This is a genomic window from Nocardia sp. NBC_01730 (genome assembly GCF_035920445.1).
Taxonomy (GTDB): domain Bacteria; phylum Actinomycetota; class Actinomycetes; order Mycobacteriales; family Mycobacteriaceae; genus Nocardia.
The window spans coordinates 5,463,138-5,477,091 of record NZ_CP109162.1; the positions used below are offsets into that span (position 1 = coordinate 5,463,138).

At 68.2% G+C, this 13,954-nt stretch carries 15 protein-coding genes; 10 read left to right on the top strand and 5 right to left on the bottom strand.

From position 1 onward, the window contains the following. Positions 1-63 precede the first annotated feature (63 nt). From OHB12_RS22640 to mnhG, 6 genes are read left to right on the top strand one after another with little or no spacing between them, the layout of a single operon-like run. Positions 64-2,967, top strand: coding sequence for a Na+/H+ antiporter subunit A (locus tag OHB12_RS22640; RefSeq protein WP_327110587.1), 2,904 nt, complete (start codon positions 64-66; stop codon positions 2,965-2,967). Then, positions 2,964-3,347 (top strand): Na(+)/H(+) antiporter subunit C, encoded by a 384-nt coding sequence (locus OHB12_RS22645; RefSeq protein ID WP_327110588.1) that lies wholly within the window; start codon positions 2,964-2,966, stop codon positions 3,345-3,347. The genes OHB12_RS22640 and OHB12_RS22645 overlap by 4 nt, the downstream gene beginning before the upstream one ends. Then, positions 3,344-4,957, top strand: a complete 1,614-nt coding sequence (locus OHB12_RS22650) for a Na+/H+ antiporter subunit D (protein ID WP_327110589.1) — start codon at positions 3,344-3,346, stop codon at positions 4,955-4,957. Before OHB12_RS22645 ends, OHB12_RS22650 begins: the two co-directional genes overlap by 4 nt. A 20-nt stretch (positions 4,958-4,977) precedes the next feature. After that, positions 4,978-5,514: a Na+/H+ antiporter subunit E gene (locus OHB12_RS22655; RefSeq protein WP_442800123.1), complete on the top strand. Its 537-nt coding sequence runs from the start codon at positions 4,978-4,980 to the stop codon at positions 5,512-5,514. 3 nt (positions 5,515-5,517) lie between these two features. After that, positions 5,518-5,778 carry a monovalent cation/H+ antiporter complex subunit F gene (locus OHB12_RS22660; RefSeq protein ID WP_327110591.1) on the top strand — a complete coding sequence of 87 codons (261 nt, stop codon included), beginning with the start codon at positions 5,518-5,520 and terminating at the stop codon, positions 5,776-5,778. Continuing rightward, complete coding sequence (mnhG, locus tag OHB12_RS22665; RefSeq protein ID WP_327110592.1) at positions 5,775-6,110, top strand: monovalent cation/H(+) antiporter subunit G; 336 nt, start codon at positions 5,775-5,777, stop codon at positions 6,108-6,110. Before OHB12_RS22660 ends, mnhG begins: the two co-directional genes overlap by 4 nt. Positions 6,111-6,116: 6 nt before the next feature. Here mnhG and OHB12_RS22670 read toward each other — a convergent pair whose 3' ends face one another. From OHB12_RS22670 to OHB12_RS22690, 5 genes are all read right to left on the bottom strand, one after another. Further along, complete coding sequence (locus tag OHB12_RS22670) at positions 6,117-7,475, bottom strand: phosphatase PAP2 family protein (protein WP_327110593.1); 1,359 nt, start codon at positions 7,473-7,475, stop codon at positions 6,117-6,119. 76 nt (positions 7,476-7,551) lie between these two features. Next, entirely contained in the window at positions 7,552-8,697 is a 1,146-nt protein-coding gene (locus OHB12_RS22675) for a glutamate--cysteine ligase (RefSeq protein ID WP_327110594.1), read from the bottom strand. A gap of 11 nt (positions 8,698-8,708) precedes the next feature. Continuing rightward, complete coding sequence (gene sodC, locus OHB12_RS22680; RefSeq protein ID WP_327110595.1) at positions 8,709-9,392, bottom strand: superoxide dismutase[Cu-Zn]; 684 nt, start codon at positions 9,390-9,392, stop codon at positions 8,709-8,711. A 160-nt stretch (positions 9,393-9,552) separates the two neighbouring features. Beyond that, the gene (locus OHB12_RS22685; RefSeq protein WP_327110596.1) at positions 9,553-10,098 is read right to left on the bottom strand and encodes a LytR C-terminal domain-containing protein; all 546 of its coding nucleotides are present in this window, start codon (positions 10,096-10,098) and stop codon (positions 9,553-9,555) included. A 48-nt stretch (positions 10,099-10,146) separates the two neighbouring features. Next, positions 10,147-10,482, bottom strand: a complete 336-nt coding sequence (locus OHB12_RS22690) for a DUF3263 domain-containing protein (RefSeq protein ID WP_327110597.1) — start codon at positions 10,480-10,482, stop codon at positions 10,147-10,149. 185 nt (positions 10,483-10,667) lie between these two features. Between OHB12_RS22690 and OHB12_RS22695 the strand changes: the two genes are divergently transcribed. From OHB12_RS22695 to OHB12_RS22710, 4 genes are all read left to right on the top strand, one after another. Then, the gene (locus tag OHB12_RS22695; RefSeq protein ID WP_327110598.1) at positions 10,668-11,258 is read left to right on the top strand and encodes a peptide deformylase; all 591 of its coding nucleotides are present in this window, start codon (positions 10,668-10,670) and stop codon (positions 11,256-11,258) included. Beyond that, on the top strand, positions 11,248-12,240 hold the full coding sequence (locus OHB12_RS22700) for an N-acetylglutamate synthase, CG3035 family (protein WP_327110599.1): 993 nt from the start codon (positions 11,248-11,250) through the stop codon (positions 12,238-12,240). Before OHB12_RS22695 ends, OHB12_RS22700 begins: the two co-directional genes overlap by 11 nt. Before the next feature lie 35 nt (positions 12,241-12,275). Beyond that, the gene (locus tag OHB12_RS22705; protein WP_327110600.1) at positions 12,276-13,091 is read left to right on the top strand and encodes an exodeoxyribonuclease III; all 816 of its coding nucleotides are present in this window, start codon (positions 12,276-12,278) and stop codon (positions 13,089-13,091) included. A gap of 153 nt (positions 13,092-13,244) precedes the next feature. Then, positions 13,245-13,871 (top strand): TetR/AcrR family transcriptional regulator, encoded by a 627-nt coding sequence (locus tag OHB12_RS22710; RefSeq protein WP_327110601.1) that lies wholly within the window; start codon positions 13,245-13,247, stop codon positions 13,869-13,871. Positions 13,872-13,954 lie beyond the last annotated feature (83 nt).

The window sequence follows — 13,954 nt, forward strand, 5'->3', positions numbered from 1 at the left end:
AGACCCAGCCTCCACGTAGGATTGTGCCGAACACCCCGCCGCCTCTACTCGACGGAGTGCAGTTTGCTCGCTATTTTGCTCGCTCTTGCCGCGACCGCCGTGGTGGCGCCGCTGTGGGTACGGGCACTGGGGCGCAATGCTTTCTACCTGCTCGCATTGGTCCTGCTCGGCTGTCTGGGCTGGGTGATCGCGAATTGGCTTGACCCACAGCGCGTTCGGCTCGCGTGGGCGCCGAGCATCGCGATGAACATCGATCTGCGCTTCGACTCGCTCGCCGCCGTGATGTGCGCGCTGATACTCGGCATCGGCACGCTGATCCTGGTTTACTGCGCCGGGTACTTCGAGGACGACGAACCACGACTCGGGCTGTTCGCCGCCGAGCTGGTCGGCTTCGCCTGCGCCATGTTCGGGCTGGTCACCAGCGACAACATGCTGCTGCTCTTCGTCTTCTGGGAAGCGACGACGGTGCTGTCGTTCCTGCTGGTCGGCCACAACGCCGAACAGGCGGCCAGCCGCAGGGCCGCGATCCAGGCGTTGCTGGTGACCGCCGCGGGCGGGCTGGCGATGCTGGTCGGCATCGTCATTCTGGGCGAGGCGAACGACAGCTACCTGCTGTCGGATCTGCTGGCCGGGGCACACCCGCCGAGCGGTGTCGCTGTGAACGTCGCGGTGGCGCTGCTGCTGGTCGGCGCGCTGAGCAAATCCGCCGTGGTGCCGCTGCATTTCTGGTTGCCGGGCGCGATGGCCGCGCCGACGCCGGTGAGCGCGTACCTGCATGCCGCGGCGATGGTGAAGGCCGGTGTTTACCTGGTTGCCCGGCTCGCGCCGGTGTTCGCAGCGAACCCGGTGTGGCATCCGCTGGTGCTCGTCCTCGGCCTGGTGTCGATGCTGCTGGCCGGTCTGCGGTCACTACAGGTCGTCGATCTGAAGCTGGTTCTGGCGTTCGGCACGGTGAGCCAGCTCGGGTTTCTGATCGTGCTGGTCGGGATCGGCACGCCGGGCGCGGCGCTGGCCGGGGTGACGATGATCGTCGCGCACGCGCTGTTCAAGGGGTGTCTGTTCATGGTGGTCGGGATCATCGATCACGGTGCGGGCACCCGCGATCTGCGGCGGCTGTCCGGACTGGGGCGGCGGGCCCCTGTGTTGTGCGGCACCGCGATCCTCGCCACGCTCAGCATGGCCGGTATTCCGCCGCTGCTCGGCTTCGTCGGCAAGGAGAGCGCGCTGAGCGCCGTCCTGGACGCGGACGTGCTCACCGGAGCGGCCCGTGTCGTGGTAGCCCTCGGCGTGGTGCTCGGTTCGATGCTGACGGTCGGCTACAGCATTCGGTTCGTGTGGGGCGCCTTTGCGGACAAGCAGGTCGCGGAAGAGCCCGCACCGGGCACCACTCCGGTCGCCAACCACCCGAGCGGGCAGCCGGACGCCACGAGCACCACCGCCGACGGACGCCTCGGCTGGCACCCGCCGGGCGCCCTGCTTCTCGGGCCGCCCGCGATCCTGGCCGTGGCGAGTCTCGCGGCGGGACTCATGGCATCGCGGCTGGACGGAGCGCTCGCACCGTACGCCGAAACGCTTGCTGGACAGCCGGTTTCGCATCTGGCACTGTGGCACGGGTTGACCGCTCCGCTGACGCTGACGGTCCTGATCATCGCCGTGGGCATTCTGCTGTACCGGCTGCGCGACCGTCTCGTGGAATCGGCGCACCCGCGCCTCGGCAACGCCGACCGAGCCTACGACGCCACGCTGCGCGCGATGGACCGGCTGTCGCTGCGGATGACCGGCGCCGTGCAGCGCGGCTCGCTGCCGCTGAGCCAGGCGACGATTCTCGTCACCCTGATCATCCTGCCGAGCGTGCTGCTCGCGCTCGGCGGCCGCACCGGAGTCGTACTGCGCCCGTGGGATTCACCGCTGCAGGTGGTTATCGGCGCGATCATGGCGGCGACGGCGCTCGCCGCGACGGTGTTCCGCAATCGGCTGGCGAGCGTGCTGGTCGTCGGGGTCACCGGTTACGGGTGCGGCGTGATCTTCGCACTACACGGCGCACCCGACCTGGCGCTGACCCAGTTCCTCGTGGAGACGCTGACTCTGGTGATCTTCGTGCTGGTGCTTCGCGCCTTCCCCGCGACGATCGAACAGAGCAGGACGGCGGCATTCAAGGTGCACCGGGCCATTCTGGCCGCAGTGGTCGGCACAGTGGTCGCGGTGCTCGCCGCGTTCGCCGTCGCCGCGCGCACCGCCGAACCCATCTGGCACCGGATCCCCGATGCCGCATACCGATTCGGGGGCGGCAAGAACGCGGTCAACGTGCTGCTGGTCGACCTTCGTGCCTGGGACACGCTCGGCGAGATCTCGGTGCTGGTCGTCGCCGCGACCGGCGTGGCATCGCTGGTGTTCCGCAGCAGGCGATTCGGCAGCGCGCCGCGCGCGACGGATTCCCCCGACTACGACCCCGATCTGGTGAGCTGGCTGCCCGCGGGGCGGCTGGTCGACCGGGCCGAACGCTCGATGGTCCTGCAGATCACCACCCGGCTGGTCTTCCCGACCATCATGGTCCTGTCGGTCTACTTCTTCTTCTCCGGCCACAACGCGCCCGGCGGCGGTTTCGCGGGCGGGCTCACCGCAGGCCTGGCGCTGACACTGCGGTATCTCGCGGGTGGGCGCTACGAACTGGGCGAGGCGCTACCCGTCGACGCCGGGCACATCCTGGGCGCTGGCCTGTCCCTGGCCGCAGGAACCGCCGTCTCGTCGTTGCTGCTGGGAGCACCGCCGCTGTCCTCGGCGATCGTCGAGGTGACGCTGCCGGTGCTCGGTCACGTCAAGCTGGTCACCGCCCTGTTCTTCGACCTCGGCGTTTATCTCATCGTCGTCGGCCTGGTCCTCGACGTGCTGCGCAGCCTCGGTGCGCGGCTGGACAGCGAGCTGGACGAGACCGAACCGACCTCGGTGCAGGGGGGTTCCGGCAAGTGAGTGCGAATCTGACGCTGCTGGTGGTGATCGGCATCCTGGTCGCCTGCGGGGTCTATCTGATCCTCGAACGCGCCGTGTCGAAGATGCTGCTCGGGTTGATCCTGTTCGGCAACGCGGTGAACCTGCTGATCCTCACCGCGGGCGGCGCCGACGGCAAGCCACCCATCCAGGACGAGGCCGACACCGCGCACCAGGAGATGGCCGATCCGCTCGCCCAGGCCATGGTGCTCACCGCGATCGTGATCACCATGGGCATCGCGGCGTTCGTGCTCGCGCTGGCCTACCGCTACTACATACTCACCACCACCGAAGACGTGGCCAACGACCAGGAGGACGTGGACGTCGCCCGACGACGCGACGCAGAGGACCCGGAAACGTGAACCTCTCCCCCGATCTGCTGCCGATCCTCGCACCGCTTCCAGTACTCGTCCCGCTGCTCGGCGCCGCGGCCACGCTCGTCTTCGGGCGCAGGCCACGCACCCAGAGCGCGATCAGTCTCGGCGCGCTCGCCTGCGTCGTCGTGATCTGCGGTCTGCTGCTGTTTCTCGTCGACCGGGACGGCACCGCCGCGCTGCAGGTCGGCGACTGGGAGACTCCGATCGGCATCACGCTGGTGGTGGACCGGCTCTCCGCCGCGATGCTGCTCGTCTCGTCCATCGTGCTGCTGTCGGTCTCGCTGTACGGCGCGGGCCAGAACATCCGCGACGGCGGCGTTCGGCAGCCGACCTCCATCTACCGGCCCACATATCTCGTGCTGACGGCGGGCGTTTCGATGGCTTTCCTGGCCGGCGACCTCTTCAACCTGTTCGTCGGCTTCGAGATTCTGCTCGCCGCGTCGTTCGTGCTGCTCACCGTCGGTGCGACGGCGGAACGCATCCGCGCGGGCGTGTCGTACGTGATGGTCTCGACGGTCTCGTCGCTGATCTTCCTGACCGGTATCGGACTGGCCTACGCGGCCACTGGAACGCTGAACCTCGCCCAGCTCGCCGTCCGGATCGGCGCGGTCCCCGACGGCACGCGAACTGCGATCTACGCGGTGCTGCTGGTGGCGTTCGGCATCAAGGCGGCGGTGTTCCCACTGTCGAACTGGCTGCCCGACTCCTATCCGACCGCCCCCGCTCCGGTAACCGCGGTGTTCGCAGGCCTGCTCACCAAAGTCGGTGTGTACGCGATCATCCGGACGCACTCGCTGCTGTTTCCCGACGGCGGCTTCGACTCGGTGCTGCTGGTGTGCGGCCTGCTCACCATGCTGGTCGGCATCTTCGGTGCGATCGCGCAGAGCGACATCCGCCGTCTGCTGTCGTTCACGCTGGTCAGCCACATCGGATACATGGTGTTCGGGGTCGGGCTCGCGAATACGGCCGGGCTGTCGGGGGCGGTGTTCTATGTGGCGCATCACATTCTGGTGCAGACATCACTGTTCCTGGTGGTCGGTCTGATCGAGCGGCAGGCCGGATCAACCTCGCTGCGCAGACTCGGCGGGCTCGCGGCGGCGAGCCCGCTGCTGGCCGTGCTGTTCCTGGTTCCCGCACTGAATCTCGGTGGTATTCCGCCGTTCTCGGGGTTCATCGGCAAGGTCGCGCTGCTACAGGCGGGCGCCGAGCAGGGCAGCGCGCTGGCCTGGGTACTGGTCGGCGGTTCCGTGCTCACCAGCCTGCTCACGCTCTATGCCGTCGCACGGGTGTGGAGCAAGGCGTTCTGGCGCCCGCGCTCGGAGGCACCCGAAGGACACCTCACCGCGGCGAAACCGCCCACGCTGATCGAGGATTCGACCGACGTGCGGTACGACGAACGCACCGACCCCGGCCGGATGCCGCTGCTGATGGTGGTGTCCACCGCGGCGTTGGTCGCGGTCGGTCTGAGCCTCACGGTGCTGGCCGGTCCGATCCTGAATATCGCCGACCGAGCCGCGGTCGATCTGCGCGACCCCGGCGTATACATCGGCGCGGTGCTCGGTGATTCGCCGGACGGCCTGGGAGCGTGGCGATGAGTAGCGGGCAGCCGCGCGGTGTGCGGCGCGACACCATCGTGCGGATCGGGATCCTGGCCTGGCTCACCGTGGTCTACCTGGCGCTGTGGGGCGATCTCAGTGTGGCGAATCTGTTGGCCGGAGTGCTGGTCGGTGGGCTGATCATGGTGGCGCTGTCACTTCCGAGGGTGCCGGTGTCCGGGCGGCTGAATCCGCTTCCGCTCGTCGAAGTGGTCGTGCTCAGCGCGTACTACGCACTGGAGTCGAGTCTCCAGGTGGCCTGGTTCGCGATCCGCCCGGCCCCGCCGCCGGTGTCGGGGGTGCTGCGGGTGTATCTGAGCACGAGATCGGATCTCGTGCTCGTGCTCTGCACCGACGTGCTCAATCTGATCCCCGGCACGATGGTGCTGGAAATCGATCGCAGGCGCTGTGTCGTCTACGTCCATGTCCTCGACGTCGGCAGCGACGCCGCCGTGGACAAGTTCTACCGCACCACCCGCCGCCTGGAACGACTGCTGGTCGACGCTCTCGAACGCCCGGCAGGCAGGCCGCCCCACCGATATCACCTCCGGAGGTGACCCTTGACCATCGTCGCCATCGTCTCCGCCGTCCTGCTGGCGGCGGCCGCCGTGATCACGACCTACCGCGTCGTGGCAGGGCCGAGCACTCTGGACCGGGTAGTCGGCATCGACTCGCTGATAGCCACCGCGGCCTCCGGACTGGCCGTGTGGGCGGCCTACAGCACCGACACCACCGTGGTTCCCGCGATCGTCGCGCTGGCACTGGTCGGGTTCCTCGGCTCGGCCGCCGTTTCCCGCTTCCGGGTGCGTGACGACACATGAACCTCTGGCACGTGCTCGCAGGCATCCTGATCCTGTCCGGCTCGACGCTCGCGCTGACCGCCGCGATCGGGATCGTGCGCTTCCCCGACACGCTGACCCGCATGCATGCCGCCACCAAACCCCAGGTGATCGGGCTGATTCTGGTGCTTGCCGGTGCCTCGATCCAGCTGCGTGGACACGCCAACGTCTGGACGCTGACGCTGGTCGGCGTGTTCACCCTGCTCACCGCCCCGGTGATCGCCCATCTCATCGGCCGCACCGCCTATCGCGAACAGCGCGACCGTGACGGGCTGCTGCGCGTCAACGAACTGCGGGACGACGACATCGACTGACGGCACTCAGCGCGCGGCGGGCTGGACTTCCCGCTCGGCCCGCTCCGGCATCCTCGCGCCCGCGAACCACGTCGCGTGGAACACCGCAGCCAGTCCGGCGAGCAGCCCGAGCACGACCGTGCCCGCCAACACCGGGTATTCGGCCATCGGCACGGCGAGGTAGCGGTAGGACAGCAGCAGGGCGGCCAGCACCGCGACGCCGCCCGCGACCAGCTGGATCCGGAACCATCCCCAGCCTCGCTCCGGCGCACGCAGCGCCGACTCGACGGTCAGGCACAGCACCGCGCCCGCGACGAGGTCGACGCCGTAGTGGTAGCCGAAACCCAGGGTCGCGGCCAGTGTCGCCAGCAGCCAGAACGCGCCGCCCCAGCGAATCCAGCGCGGCGCGGCGCCGCCGTCGGTGTCGCGGCGGGTGTGCAGAAAGACCGACAGCGCCCAGGCCGTGTGCATGGAGGGCATGCAGTTGCGCGGCGTCGCCGCATCGAATGGCATCGGCATCGGACTCCGGTCGATCGGCGGCACCACACCCGGCCAGTAGTTGCCCAGCTGCAATCCGTGGCCGTCCGGTCCGTATGCGAACATCGGCCCCACGACCGGGAACAGCACATAGCCGATCGGACCGAGCAGGCCGAGTACCAGGAAGGTGCGCACCAGATAGTGCGATGGCCACCGCCCCGACGAGACGACTCGGCGCAACTGCCACACCGCGACGACGATCGCCGCCACTGGCAGCTCGATGTAGACCCAGTGCAGCACCGCGTAGACGACCGGACCGAGTGCGTCGAGCGCCCTGCCGAGTACCCAGGACGGGTCGCCGAGCGCGTGGTCGGCCAAGATCACGTACTCGTCGAGCACCGTCGGCCTGCCGATCACCGTGATGTGCAGCCATACATCGCCGACCTTGGTGGCCAGGACGAGCAGTGCGCCGAGCGCGGCGGCGTGCAGCGCGTCGCGCCGTTCGGCGCCCGCCCAACGCAGCGAGGCCACCACAGCCAGTGCGGTCAGCACGATCACCGGGCCGTTTCCGATCGCGAACGGCTCCCCGGCCAGTAACCGGATGCCCGCCCACACCACGTCGATGGTCACCGCGGCGCCCAGCGCCACCATCCGGCGCCGGGTCGAAATGCCCACCAGCGCAAGAAGCAATCCGGCCCACGGCACCGACATGGATTTGGGCGTACCGACGTAGTCCCGCCAGAGACTGTCCAGTGGGCCTTCGACCCCGTGGAGCACCGCGAAGACCTGCAAGGCGACCAGCAGAATCGGCACCGCGGCGATCGCTGCCGGGACCCACGCCCGGGTCTGTGGCGCGCGCCTCGGCGGCGCCGCGCTTCCTACTCTGGAACCCGGGTCTTCGACTAGCACTCGACCATAGTAAACAGGGGGTGAACGCCATCCCCCTGACCAGCTGAACGGCAGTCGACCTAGGCGCGGCGTGGCGCTACTCGTTCAGCTCCTCGACCAGCGCGTCCACCACAGCGACCAGATCGCCCTGATGTGCCGCGGCCACCCGGCGCTGCCGCTGGTAGGACGCCCCCCGCTTGGGGATCTCGGCGACGAGCGCCAGCTCGTTCGCGCACCCGAGCCGATTCGCCGTCGGCTCCAGACGGTTCAGCAGATCGTCGAGGTCGTCGGTGACCAGCCGCTCGTTGCTGTCGGCGTCGGTGATGATGATCGCGTCCAAGCCGTAGCGGGCGGCCCGCCACTTGTTCTCCTGCGCGTGCCAGGGCGGGAGGACGGGCAGCGTCTCGCCGTTCTCGACGCGGCGATCCAGGTCGACGACCAAACAATGGATGAGCGAAGCCATGGCGGCCAGCTCGGCGCGGGTAGAGATCCCGTCGCACACCCGCACCTCGATCGTGCCCCACTTCGGCGCCGGCCTGATGTCCCAGTGCATGCCGCCCAGCTGCTCGAACACGCCGGTCTTGAACTGATCGTGCACGAACTGCTCGAACTGCGTCCAGTTTTCGAACTGGAACGGCAGTCCCGCGGTGGGCAGCTGCTGGAACATCAGCGTCCGGTTGCTGGCGTAGCCGGTGTCCGATCCCGACCACATCGGCGAGGACGCCGACAGCGCGAGCAGATGCGGATACGACAGCAGCATCGAGTTCAGGATCGGAAAGACCTTCTCACGGTGGGAGACTCCGACATGCACGTGCACGCCCCAGATCATCATCTGGCGGCCCCACCACTGGGTGCGCTCGATCAGCTCGTCGTAGTGCTGCGAGCGGGTCAGCTGCTGGGACGACCACTGCGCGAACGGATGGGTGCCCGCGCAGAACAGGTCGACGCCGAGCGGGTCGGCGACACGGCGGACGGCGTTCATCGTGCCGGTCAGATCGTCCACCGCCGCGCCGACGGTGTCGTGCACGCCGGTGACCAGCTCGACGGTGTTGCGCAGCAGCTCCTTGGTGACCTGCGGCGTGCCATCGTGGGCGCGCAGATCACCGACCGAATCGAAGACCGCCGCAGCCGTATTCGACAGATCGCGGCTCACCTTGTCGACGAGCGCGATTTCCCATTCCACGCCGATAGTGGGCCGGGGCGAGCCATGGAAGGGAACATGTTCGATTCCTGCCCCGGCCATGTGGCACCGCGCTACTGGATGACGCCACAGGCGATGCGGCCACCCGCGTCGCCGGTCGCCAGCGTCGTGCTGTCGGGGCCCGCGACGCCGTCCGCGCGGACATAACGGCTGGGGATGTTGCCGAAGTTGTCGGCGTCGGCGTGGATGATCAGGGCCTTGCCCTTGATGTCGTCCAGCGTGACCGAGTCGGTGGTGGTGATCAGCTTGCCCACGCCGTCCCCGCGCACCTCGAGCGAGGTCAGATCACCGCTGGCCGGGTGTGTGTTGCCACCGCCGACCTGCAGATGCCCCCCTGCCGAGAGGAAGTCGCCCGCCGGACCTCCGGTCGGCGCGACCGAGTTCGCCTCGCACTTGCCCACCTGGTGCACGTGCAGGCCGTGGAAGCCGGGACGCAGCCCGTGCGCATCGACGGTGACCTGCAGGTGGTTGCCGTCCTTGGCGAAGTTCGCGGTGCCGACCGAAACGCCCCCGGCATCCTTCAGCTCGACCTTCACTCCGGATTCGGTATTCGCGCCGCCGTGCTCGGTCCCCGACTGGCCCGCAGGGCCGGGCGAGGGGGTGAACACCGGCGGCGTCGTTCCCTGGACGTCGCTCGACTCTTGGCTGTTCGAACAGGCAGCGAGGCCGAAGACCGCGACCGCAAGCACCGGGGTCACAGTCCACCAGGACGGGCGACGAGTTGTGTACGGGGCCATCGGGGAACTCCTTTACGAGTGCCGAGTTTACGAGTAAAGCTGTGTGGACAGGTTCGTTACCGGACAAGATGATGCCACGCCCGACGTGTCACTCCCGGACAGGGCCGCATGCCGTCGCGGGACCTCGATCCGCCCGGTGCGCGAGCGGCGGTCCCACCGGTCAGTTACCCGTGACGATCACAGTTACACCCGGCGCGGAATCACCGATCCCGCTCGACTTCGGCGCTACGTCGGCGCCGATCTCGTCCGCGATGGCCCGCGCCGCCTCCCGGTCACCGGGCGAAGTCCCGTAGTACACCGTGGTTTTCGCGATGTTCGTACCGGGATAGTTCCCGGTTTCCGCGATCGTCCACCCGTTCGCCGAGAGCTGGCTCGCTGTCTTGGCCGCGAGCCCGGCGACCATGCTGTTGTTCAGCACGCGCACCGGCACCGAATGGCCTGCCGCAGTGGACGAGGGTGTGGTCGTGGCGCCGGCCGAGGTCGGCGCCGCATTCGTCTTCGGCGTGGTCGTGCCGGCAGGAACCTGCGGTGCCGCCGCCGCGCTCGAGGTCGCCGACGGACTGGTTGCCGACGCGTCGGTGTCGCCGGTTTCGGAATTCGACAACGACATAGCGCCGAGGCCCGCGAACACGATGGCCAACGCGATCAGCACCATCGCCAGCGCACGCAACGGTGGCCCACCGGAGGTGGGGTTCGGGTAGCTCACCCGCTCGAGCCTAGTCGCACGGCAGGGGTCCAGGTCCGCATCGCAGGGTTACACCTGGAAACCGAGCCGGCGCGCCGCCCGCGCCTTCTGCCTGCTCGCGCGCAGCCTGCGCAACCGCTTCACCAGCATCGGGTCGACGGCCAGTGCTTCCTGCCGGTCGACCATCGCGTTGAGCACCTGGTAGTACCGGGTCGGCGACATGCCGAACAGTTCCCGGATGGCTTCTTCCTTGGCCCCCGCGTACTTCCACCACTGTCGCTCGAAAGCGAGGATGTCGTGTTCGCGACGACTCAGACCGTCGCCATCGCCCTCCTCGGGCTGAGCCGAGAGCCCCACGGTGACATCTTCGCTCACGGAAAGATCCCGAGCCGCTGCGCCGTCCATCTCGCTCCCTCGCCGAGTAACCACCTGACGAAAAATGGTGCTTGTCCGTCGCGGATCATACAACCACGAGAGCCGGGGATCGCCCGGTCCAGGACGCGGCGTGTTCGCTACCTGCCGGTAGGCACTCTCCCGCCGGTCCGGCACCCGAGCAGCCGGGGCATCGACGTCACGGCCATAATTGCCCCATGGCAATCCTCCCGATCGTGATCGTCGGCGACCCGGTTCTGCACAACCCGACCGAGCAGGTCACCCAATCGCCGGAGGAATTGGCTCCGCTCATCGCGGACATGTACGAGACACTCGACGCGGCCAACGGTGTCGGCCTCGCGGCCAATCAGGTCGGCGTCGCGCTGCGTCTGTTCGTCTACGATTGCCCGGACGTCGCCGCCGACGGCACCGCGACCCGCCGCCGCGGCGCGGTGATCAACCCGGTGCTGAAGACCTCCGAGATCCCGGAGACCATGCCCGACCCGGACGAGGACGAGGAGGGCTGTCTCTCGGTGCCAGGCGAGCAGTACCCCACCGGCCGCGCCGACTGGGCCAAGGTGACCGGCATCGACGAGCACGGCGATCCGGTGGAGCTGGAGGGCAAGGGCTTCTTCGCCCGCATGCTCCAGCACGAGGTCGGACACCTCGACGGCTTCCTTTACGTGGACGTGCTGGTCGGCCGCAACGCGCGCGCGGCGAAGAAGGCGATCAAGCGGAACGGATGGGGTACACCGGGACTGTGCTGGCTGCCCGGCACGGTTCCGGACCCGTTCGGACATGACGACTGACGAGCTTCCGGATATTCCGCTCGGCCGCCGCGTGGTGCTGCGCTACCGGCTGCCCGCGGGCTATCCGCAACCGCTGACCGACGTGATCGGCGAACTCGTCTCTTCGGACCCGCCGACCGTGCGCGCCGCGGACGGACGGGTCGTCTCGGTAGCGCCGGACCGGGTGATCGCGCTGAAAGCTATCGGCCCGAGGCCGATTCGCACCAAGGAGATCCGCGCACTGGAAACCGCGGCCGCCTACGGCTGGCCGGGAGTCGAGCACGCCTGGATCGACGGCTGGCTGGTCCGCGCCGGCCACGGCTACACCGATCGGGCCAATTCCGCTGTGCCGCTGGGTAGCTCCGCGGAACCCGCGAGCCTCGGCGCGGAAACGCTGCACCGGATCGGCGAGTGGTACACCGCGCGCGGACTGCCCATGCAGTTCGCGTTACCCGACCGCCTTGCCCCGATTCCGGCCGGCTGGCCCAGCTGGCGGGAGACCCTGATACTGGCCGTCGATATCGACAACTTCGTGCTGCCACAGGGACCTTCGATGGTGCGCTTCGCGGCCGAACCCAATGCCGACTGGCTGGAGATGCATCGCTACAGCGGTGAGATACCTGGGACGCAAGCGATTTCGGCGCCGGTACCCGAGGTGCTCACCGCCGTCCACAGCGGCGAACTCGGCTTCGCCTCGCTCGGCTTGCCGCGGCCCATCGCGATCGGCCGTGGCGCGCTCACCACCGCACCGGACGGACGCCCCTGGGTCGGGCTGACCTGCGTCGCCGTGGCCGCCGCGCATCGCAGGCACGGCCTCGGCTCGCTGGTCTGCGCCGAACTGGTCCGCTGGGGCAGCAACCGCGGCGCGACGCATGCCTATCTCCAGGTGGAGGCGACGAACGCGGCCGCCCGCGCGATGTACCGCGACCTGGGCTTCATCGAACACCACTCCTACCGCTACGCAGCTCCGACGGCTCTCGCCGAACCCGGCGGCCTGCGGTAGAACGGACCTGTCACCGCTTACGAAGGAAGGCCCCAGTGCGTCTCGCCACCTGGAACGTCAATTCGATCCGCTCCCGGCTCGACCGCGTCGCGGACTGGCTCGACCGCCAGGACATCGACGTGCTGGCTATCCAGGAGACCAAGTGCCGCGACGACCAGTTCCCGTTCGAACGGTTCGATGAGCTCGGTTACGAAGTGGCCCATCTCGGCATCAACCAGTGGAACGGGGTGGCGATCGTCTCCAGGGTCGGCCTCACCGACGTCCAACTCGCCTTTCCCGACCAACCGGGGTTCGACAAGAACGCAGGCGAATCGCTGATCAGCGCGCCGGTGGTCGAGTCACGTGCGATCGGGGCGACCTGCGGTGGCGTGCGGGTGTGGAGCCTGTACGTCCCCAACGGACGAACGCTGGACGACCCGCACTACGCCTACAAGCTGGAATGGCTTGCCGCGCTGCGGGACAACGGCGCGCGCTGGCTGGCAGAGGACCCTCAGGCGAAGATCGCGCTGGTGGGTGACTGGAACATCGCGCCGACCGACGACGATGTGTGGTCGGTCGAGTACTTCGCCGACAAGACCCACACCTCGCAGCCGGAGCGGGATGCGTTCCATGCCGTCATCGACGCCGGGTACGCGGACGTCTTGCGCCCCTTCGCCCCTGGTCCGGGCATCTACACCTACTGGGACTACACCCAGCTGCGTTTTCCGCGCAAAGAGGGCATGCGCATCGATTTCATTCTCGCTTCCCCCGCGCTGGCCGCCACCGCGACGGACGCGATGATCGACCGCGAGGAGCGAAAGGGCAAGGGCGCCAGCGATCACGCCCCCGTGATCGCCGAATTCACTGCGTGATACCGACATTCGGGTATGACCAGGTCCAGATAGCTCTGGGCGCCGAACCCGCGGCGCTCACAGCCGATCCGGTATCATTCGTTGATGTAGGAATTACCATTCACCCGCCGGACCAGCGATAACCGGGCAACCGACGCTGATATGTTGGTCGGCATGGGTAGCGATTCGGCCGTCAAGCCACGGCAGCGGGCGCAGCATCTCGGCCCCGAACGACGCCGCCCACAGGTCCTCGACACCGCGATGGCCATCGCTGTGGAGAACGGCATCGCCGCGGTCACCATGGCCGCGATCGCCGAGCGGATGAGGGTGACGCGGCCGGTGGTGTACGCCTGCTTCGCCGATCGCGTCGAGCTGATCGACGCGCTGATCCAGCGCGAGGAGGGCTATCTGGTCAGCGGCGTGCTCGAGGTGGTGACGCCGCGCGATGTAGACGCGGGTGAGACGGTGTTCGTCGAGGGTTTCCGCGCATTGTTGGCGAAGGCGGCGGGACGGCCCGATGCCTGGCGGCTGGTGTACGGCAATCCCGATCCCGCCGTGGCGGATTCGTTCGGGCGCGGTCGCGCACTCGTCGTCGAGCGGTGCACCGAACTGCTGCGTCCCACGCTGCGCGCCTGGGGCACCGAGGACGCCGACCGCAAGCTGCCGGTGCTGGTCGAGCAGTGGGTGTCCACGGGAGAGGGCGCGGTGCGGGCACTGCTCGCCGATGAGGGCAACTGGACACCACAGGAGCTAGGAGCTTTCGTCGGCGCCGCCGTCTACCGCGCCCTACGCCAGGCTTGAGCGAAATGACTATTATTCGCTCACAATAAAGTTTGATCGTCATTTTGCCATGTGACATAGCTGTGATCCGGCAAAATTAGTGC

Excerpts from the sequence above, each read along its gene's own strand:
- mnhG (WP_327110592.1), top strand. The coding sequence starts at position 5,775 with ATGAACCTCTGGCACGTGCTCGCAGGCATCCTGATCCTGTCCGGCTCG.
- OHB12_RS22675 (WP_327110594.1), bottom strand. The coding sequence starts at position 8,697 with ATGGCCGGGGCAGGAATCGAACATGTTCCCTTCCATGGCTCGCCCCGG.
- sodC (WP_327110595.1), bottom strand. The coding sequence starts at position 9,392 with ATGGCCCCGTACACAACTCGTCGCCCGTCCTGGTGGACTGTGACCCCG.
- OHB12_RS22690 (WP_327110597.1), bottom strand. The coding sequence starts at position 10,482 with ATGGACGGCGCAGCGGCTCGGGATCTTTCCGTGAGCGAAGATGTCACC.
- OHB12_RS22695 (WP_327110598.1), top strand. The coding sequence starts at position 10,668 with ATGGCAATCCTCCCGATCGTGATCGTCGGCGACCCGGTTCTGCACAAC.
- OHB12_RS22700 (WP_327110599.1), top strand. The coding sequence starts at position 11,248 with ATGACGACTGACGAGCTTCCGGATATTCCGCTCGGCCGCCGCGTGGTG.
- OHB12_RS22710 (WP_327110601.1), top strand. The coding sequence starts at position 13,245 with ATGGGTAGCGATTCGGCCGTCAAGCCACGGCAGCGGGCGCAGCATCTC.